This is a genomic window from Candidatus Dormiibacterota bacterium, assembly GCA_036495095.1.
In the GTDB taxonomy this organism is placed as follows: Bacteria; Chloroflexota; Dormibacteria; order Aeolococcales; family Aeolococcaceae; genus CF-96.
Window position 1 is genome coordinate 1 of the sequence record DASXNK010000074.1, and the last position, 6348, is coordinate 6348.

The 6348-nt window shown below is 73.2% G+C and carries 6 protein-coding genes; 2 read left to right on the forward strand and 4 right to left on the reverse strand.

Annotated elements, in window-relative coordinates:
* From VGL20_07645 to VGL20_07660, 4 genes are all read right to left on the reverse strand, one after another.
* Positions 1-2202: hypothetical protein (locus tag VGL20_07645; GenBank protein ID HEY2703546.1), on the reverse strand; the 2202-nt coding region annotated here is incomplete at its 3' end.
* Positions 2199-2882 (reverse strand): hypothetical protein, encoded by a 684-nt coding sequence (locus tag VGL20_07650; GenBank protein HEY2703547.1) that lies wholly within the window; start codon positions 2880-2882, stop codon positions 2199-2201. The genes VGL20_07645 and VGL20_07650, both read right to left, overlap by 4 nt.
* A 129-nt stretch (positions 2883-3011) precedes the next feature.
* A complete protein-coding gene (locus tag VGL20_07655; GenBank protein HEY2703548.1) occupies positions 3012-3485 on the reverse strand; it encodes a hypothetical protein in 474 nt (157 codons plus the stop codon).
* A gap of 258 nt (positions 3486-3743) precedes the next feature.
* Positions 3744-5018, reverse strand: a complete 1275-nt coding sequence (locus tag VGL20_07660; GenBank protein HEY2703549.1) for an MFS transporter — start codon at positions 5016-5018, stop codon at positions 3744-3746.
* A 107-nt stretch (positions 5019-5125) separates the two neighbouring features.
* Here VGL20_07660 and VGL20_07665 point away from each other — a divergent pair, with 107 nt between their 5' ends.
* Both VGL20_07665 and VGL20_07670 read left to right on the forward strand, forming a co-directional pair.
* The gene (locus VGL20_07665) at positions 5126-5860 is read left to right on the forward strand and encodes a DUF169 domain-containing protein (protein ID HEY2703550.1); all 735 of its coding nucleotides are present in this window, start codon (positions 5126-5128) and stop codon (positions 5858-5860) included.
* Positions 5861-6348, forward strand: a 488-nt coding sequence (locus VGL20_07670; GenBank protein HEY2703551.1) for an SDR family NAD(P)-dependent oxidoreductase, incomplete at its 3' end; no start/stop codon positions are given. It abuts the gene before it with no gap.

The following is a 6348-nucleotide window of genomic DNA, read 5'->3' on the forward strand; positions in this document are numbered from 1 at the left end:
GTTGGCGGCGTTGATGTAGGCGCTGCCGGTGCCGCCGCCGTTGCTCAGCGCGACCGAGGTGGGGGCCGCGGGGGCGACGGTGTCCTTGGTGACGGCCGTCCCGCCGGCCGCGGTGGAGATGTTGCCGGCGAGGTCGGTGGCGGTGGCGGTGGCACCGACCGCGAGCACGCCGTCGGTGAGCGGGTTGGCGTTGATGCCGGTGACACCCACGGTGCCGCCGGCGGAGCTGAGGCCGGCGTGGGTCGCGCTCGCCGAGGTGCCGCTGGTGAGGGTGACGGTGATGGTGTCGGTGGCGGCGTCGCCGGCGTTGCTGGGGAGGACGACGTTGTAGTTGACCGAGGCGGCGTTGGCGGCGTTGATGTAGGCGCTGCCCGTGCCCAGGCCGTTGCTCAGCGAGAGCGAGGTCGGCGCCGCCGGCGCGACCACGTCCTTGGTGGTCGCGGTCGTGGTGGCGGAGGAGGCGTTGCCGGCGAGGTCGGTGGCGGTGGCGCTGACCGCGACCGAGCCGTCGGTGAGGCTGCCGGCGTTGATCGACGTGACCGCGACGGTGCCACCGGCGGAGCTGAGGCCGGCGTGGGTCGCGCTCGCCGAACCGCCGCTGGTGAGGGTGACCGCGATGGTGTCGGAGGCGGCGTCGTTGACGTTGTTGGGGAGGACCACGTTGTAGCTCACCGAGCCGGCGTTGGCGGCGTTGATGTAGGCGCTGCCGGTGCCGCCACCGTTGCCGATCGCCACCGAGGTGGGGGCCGCCGGGGCGACGGTGTCCTTGGTGGTCGTGGTCGTGGTGGCGGCGGAGACGTTGCCGGCGAGGTCGGTGGCGGTGGCGCTGACCGCGACCGACGCGTCGGTGAGGGCGGTGGCGTTGATCGACGAGACCCCGACGGTGCCGCCGGCGGAGCTGAGGCCGGCGTGGGTCGCGCTCGTCGAGGCGCCGCTGGTGAGGGTGACGGTGATGGTGTCGGTGGCGGCGTCGCCGGCGTTGTTGGGGAGGACGACGTTGTAGCTGAGCGCGCCCCTGTTGGTGCCGTTGATGTAGGCGCTGCCCGTCCCCAGGCCGTTGCCGATCGAGACCGAGGTCGGCGCCGCCGGCGCGACCACGTCCTTGGTGGTGGTGGTCGTGGCGGCGGAGGAGACGTTGCCGGCGAGGTCGGTTGCGGTGGCGCTGACCGCGACCGAGCTGTCGGTGAGGCTGGCGGCGTTGATCCCGTTCACCGCGACGGTGCCGCCGGAGGAGCTCAGGCCGGAGGCGATCGAGCCGTTGACCGCGGCGCCGCTGGTGAGGGTCACCCTGACGGTGTCGGTGGCGGCGTCATTGGCGTTGTTGGGGAGGACGACGGTGTAGTTGATCGAGGCGGCGTTGGCGGCGTTGATGTAGGCGCTGCCCGTGCCCAGGCCGTTGCTCAGGGAGACCGAGGCCGGGGCCGCGGGGGCGACGGTGTCCTTGGTCGCGGTGCTGGAGACGGCGCTCGAGACGCTGGTGAGCGTGTCGGTCGAGGTCGCGCTCATGGTGACGGTGCCGTCGGTGAGGGTGGAGAGATCCACGCCGGTGAGGTGCACCGTCCCGGCGCCGGCGGTGCCCGCGGCGGTGCGGGTCACGACGTGCACGCTGCCCGCGTCGTGGACGGTCAGCGTGACCGCGTCGGAGGCCAGCGAGGTCGAGTTGAGCCCGACGTCGATGCTGACGCTCGAGGCGTTCCCGCTGTCGATGTACGCGCTGCCCGTACCGCCGCCGTTGACGAGCGCCACCGACGTCGGCGCATGCGGCACCACCGTCACCGCGCTGCTCGCAGCGCTGGTCGAGGTCCAGGAGTGGTAGACGGCCGTGACCGTGTACGTGTAGGTGCCGTCGGCCACGCCGGTGTCGCTGCAGGTCGTGGGCGGCGAGGTCAGCGGCGAGGTCGCGGTGGTGCCGCAGGCGTCGCTCGGGGTGGTGCCCGCGAGCCGCTGGACCCGATATCTGGTGACCGCGTTCCCGTCCGGCCCGATGGCGCCCGTCCAGCTCAGCGAGACGGTGCCGCGGGTCGAGGTGGCCGTGGCGGTGACATTGCTCGGCAACGCGAGCATCCCGCTGGTCGCCGAGGCGCTGCCGGTTCCGTGGGCGGTCCAGTAGGCGAATGCCACCGTGCCGCCGGCGAGCACCGATGCCGTGAGCACGGCGAGGAGGAGCCGTCTCAGCAGGCGCGCCACCGGCGTGCGCCTCATCCGGGTGCCGCCGCCTCGACGCCGTGGCCGGTGAAGGTGAAGGTGAACGTCCCGCCCTTGCAGGCGTCCTGGTTGGCCGCGAGGTCGACCATGCGGACGGTCGGCGGCGGCGCGCCCAGCTGGGAGAGCGACCTCGTCGAATGGGCGGCGACGACCACCGGGCTGGGGAGGGGCGTGACCACGAGGTTGCCGGACGGCTGGCAGAGGAGGTTGGGCCCCTGGACGTCGATGGCGACGCCGAGCACCCTCAGGTCATATCCCCACGGGTTGGCGAGGACGAGGTCGAGCGGCAGCGCCGGGCCGCCGGGGTAGAGGAGACCGGTGATGCCTCCGCTGATCGAGAAGGATCCACCCGCCACGTCGACCACCCAGGCGTAGGTGGCGGGGGGGCTGAGGGGGCTGCGGCCGGCCCTGGCGGCCACCTGGAAGCTGTGCGTGCCGTCGCCGAGGCCTCGGTAGGTCGTGCCGCCCGCGCAGGCCGCGAAGCCGCCGCCGTCGAGCGAGCACTCGAAGTCGACCCCCGGCTGGCTGTCCTCGAAGGTGAAGACCGCGTCGGTCGAGGTGGTGGGGCTGGAGGGACCGCTGAGGATGGTCGGCGCCGGCGGAGCCGCCGAGGTCAACCTCAGCACGATGGCCCCCGTCACCGCGGCGAGCAGAAGACCGGCGGCCAGGGCGATCACGCGCCGCGTGACCCACCTCGCCGGTCCGGACCCGCGCCACGGTGCCTTCACTATGTGCCTTCCCTCTGACGCCCGGAGAGGGGCGGCTCACTCGAGCCGCCCCTCTCTCAGCTGTCGCGTTCCGCCCGGCTAGCTGGCGGTGTAGTCGATCGGGACGGTGATGTTCTTGCAGTTGTCCTGATTGGTCCCGGCATCCGTGAACGTCAGGGTCAGGCCGGACCAGGCGCCGACGCTGGATCCGTGGGCGATCTCACCGGGGGTGTTCGAGGTGCCGGTGATGGTGAAGTCGGCCTGGGTGCAGGCGGGCTTGTTCGTGTCGGAGCGGAAGCTGAACGTGTGCACGCTCGCGGTCACCGCGGTGATGTAGACGCTTCCGGTGTTGGTGGTGTTGGTGAAGTCGCCGCTGAGCGCCGCGGTCGCGCCCGGGTACATGCCGGTGATCGCGGTGCCGGTCTGGTTGACGACGACGTTCGAGGTGGTGCCGGTGGCGGCGCTCCCGGAGCCGGAGCCGCCGGTGGTCCAGTACGCGTAGGCGGCGGTGCCGCCGCCGACCGCGAGAACCGCGGCGACGGCCATTGCCTTCTTGCGCGTGAAGATCCGCATGTGTGAAGCACTCCAGGCTTCTTCCGGCTCGGATCTCCATTGTGTCCGAAGGGCCGCGGAAGCCGCTTCCACGAGTATCCGAACAGCGCATGAAGGTTGTGCCTAGTCGTGTGAAGGAATGTGCACCGCCGGGTACTTCACAGTATTGGCTGCATATGACACGACTGTCCGAGACGATCCGCGTCGCAGTCATCGTGATTCCGTGACAGCCATGTCACCGCTGCCACAACTGCAATCGAACGGTCAGACCGACTGCGATCAGCCGCCGGCGAGCGCGGGCATGGCGTCCTCGACCCGGCGCAGCCGGCGCACCCCGGACAGGGTGACCGGCAGCGCCGCGAGCAGCTGCCCGGCGGCGGCGGCGAGCAGGGTGGCGCGCAGCCCGAGCAGCGATCCCATCACCCCGCCGGCGAAGGCGCCGAGCGGGATCGTGCCCCAGACCAGGAAGCGCATCGTCGCGTTCATCCGCCCCTGGAGGTGGCGCGGGGTGATCGCCTGGCGGAGGCTGATCTGGGTGATGTTGTAGGCGACGCCGGCGAGCGAGCCGACGATCCCCGAGGCGATCAGGAAGGGCATGGGGAACGACCGCGGCGCCAGCACCAGCAGCACCCAGCTGGGGAGGCCGAGCCAGGCGGTGGCGACGATGGTCCTTCCGGTGCCGAGGCGGCGCTCCAGCCGCGCCACCAGCAGGGCGCCGAGCGGTCCGCCCAGGCTGCCCAGGCTGAACCAGAGCCCGATGCTGCCGGCGCTCAGGCCGAGGTCGCGCACCGCGTAGACGAAGAGCACCGCCATCCCCGCGTGGGCGAAGAGGTTGGAGAGCCCGGTGCAGGCGGCGATGGAGCGGAGCAGGCGGTGGCCGAGCACGAAGCGCAGCCCCTCGAGCAGCTCGGCCCGCAGGCCGGCGCGCGCCGGGCGTTCCACGCGGGGCTCGCGGCGGCGGATGAGCAGCAGGCCGACCACCGAGATCGCGTAGCTGGCCGCGTCGGCGGCGACCGCGTAGGGCGCGCTCGCCAGGCCCACCAGCAGGCCGCCGACCCCCGGCCCGGCCACCTCCGCGGTCGACTGGGTGAGGGCGAGCTTGGAGTTGCCCTCGACCAGCTGCTCGCGCTCGACCAGGGCGGGAAGGTAGGACTGGTAGGCGACGTCGAAGAACACGGTGAGCACGCCGACCACGAAGCCGGCGGCGTAGAGCTGGGGCAGGTGGAGGCCGCCCAGCGCCCAGGCCACCGGCACCGACGCCAGCGCCAGCATCCGTCCCAGGTCGGCGACGATCAGCACCGGCCGGTGGGCGAGCCGGTCGACCCACACCCCCGCGGGAAGGCCGAGGAGGAGGAAGGGGAGGAACTGCAGGGCGCCGAGCAGGCCGGTCTGGAAGGGCCCGGCGCCGAGCACCGTGACCGCGGTCAGCGGGATCGCGATGAAGGAGACCTGGCTGCCCAGCTCGCTGACGGTCTGGCCCGCCCACAGCTTGAGGAAGTCGGGATGGCCCCACAGCTGGGCCCGGGGCCGGCGACCACGCTCGATACCGCTCACGGGCCGATTATCCGGGCAACCCGGCGGCGGGCCGCCGGCGTCGCCGGACCGTGGCCGGGCTTCGGACCGCTATCGTGGCCGTGCCACCCCCCCTCAGGAGACTCTCGATGACCGCTGCCCCCTCCACCCCGCCGCCGTCCCCAGCCCACCAGGTGGCCGAGCGGCTGCAGCGGCTGTTCCCGCAGCGCTCCGCGCCGGTGGCGATGGCGCGGGTCGACGAGGTGCCGGCGGGCATCCCGGTGCGCAGCGGCCCGGCGACCTCGGCGTGCCTCTTCTGGCGCGAGGCGGAACGCGGCGTCTTCGCGGTCGGCGCCGAGCACGGCACCTGCCCGGTCGGTCGCATCACCCAGGGGTTCACCACCGAGATGCCGAGCGGGGACGAGCTGATCGGCACGATGGTGGAGACGGGGTACGTCGACCCCGCCGAGCTGGCCTCGATGCCGGTGCTGCCGCTCGGCCACGCCGCGATCGTCTACGGGCCGCTGGGCAGCTTCCCGCTGGCGCCGGAGGCGGTGCTTCTGATCGGCCAGTCCGAGCAGATCATGCTGCTCGGCGAGGCGCTCGGGGTGGCCCGGCTCGACAGCCCCGGGCTGCGGGTGATGGGCCGGCCGACCTGCGCCGCGGTCTCCGCCGCCATCCTCCAGGGTGAGCCGCGGGGCTCGCTGGCCTGCGTCGGGGCGCGCATCTTCGCCGGCTTCGAGCCCGGAGAGCTGCTGCTGGTGATCCCGGGCGCCGCCCTCGACGGCCTCGCCGGGGCGATCGACGCCGTCGCCGCCGCCAACCTGCGGGTCGGCGAGCTCGACCGCGCGCTCCAGCGCAGCCTGGCCGGCGCCGCCGGATAGATGGCCGCGCCGTCGCCCAGGGCGGTCCTGGTCACCGGCTGCTCGTCGGGCATCGGCCACGCCACCGCCGCCCGCCTCGCCGGGCGGGGCTGGACCGTGTACGCCACCGCCCGCCGCCCCGAGACCCTGGCGGGCCTGGCGGCGGTGGGCTGCCGGACCCTCGCGCTCGACGTCACCGATGAGGCCTCGATGAGCGCGGCGGTGGCCACCGTCGAGCGCGAGGCCGGCGGCGTCGGCGCGCTGGTCAACAACGCCGGCTACAGCCAGGGCGGCGCGATCGAGGAGCTGCCCCTCGACGAGCTGCGCCGGCAGTTCGAGACCAACGTCTTCGGGCTGGTGCGGATGGCCCAGCTGGTGCTGCCGGGGATGCGCGCCCGGCGCTCCGGGAGGATCGTCAACGTCGGCTCGATGGGCGGCCGGCTGACCTTCCCCGGAGGCGGCGCCTACCACGCCACCAAGTACGCGGTCGAGGCGCTGAGCGACGCGCT